The organism is Cupriavidus sp. 05T313 (assembly GCF_056396665.1).
Genome location: NZ_JBFTLX010000733.1, coordinates 1 through 349, shown reverse-complemented (window position 1 = coordinate 349; position 349 = coordinate 1). Strand labels below are relative to the sequence as shown.

The following is a 349-nucleotide window of genomic DNA, read 5'->3' as shown; positions in this document are numbered from 1 at the left end:
GACGAGASCCGCGGMGACGACGACTCCGASGAAGCSCGGCGGCTGCCCAACGTGGCCAAGGACGACTCGCTCACGGCTTCTGACATCCAGGCCGTGGGCCACGAGACCTCCCCGCCGCCGCGCTACACGGAAGCCTCGCTGACCGCGGAGCTGGAGAAGAAGGGCATCGGCCGCCCGTCCACGTACGCCTCCACCATCTCCACGATCCAGGACCGCGGCTACGTCCGTAAGCAAGGCTCGGCCCTGGTGCCCAGCTGGATCGCCTTCTCCGTGATCCGGCTACTGGAACAGCACTTCTCCGATTACGTGGATTACGAGTTCACCGCCGACATGGAAGGCGACCTGGACA

The 349-nt window shown here is 66.1% G+C and carries 1 protein-coding gene; it reads left to right on the top strand.

Features of this window, described 5'->3' with window-relative positions; genetic code table 11:
- Window positions 1–51: 51 nt before the first annotated feature.
- On the top strand, window positions 52–349 hold a 298-nt coding region (locus tag AC1DKD_RS42605), incomplete at its 3' end, for a DNA topoisomerase (RefSeq protein ID WP_477144921.1).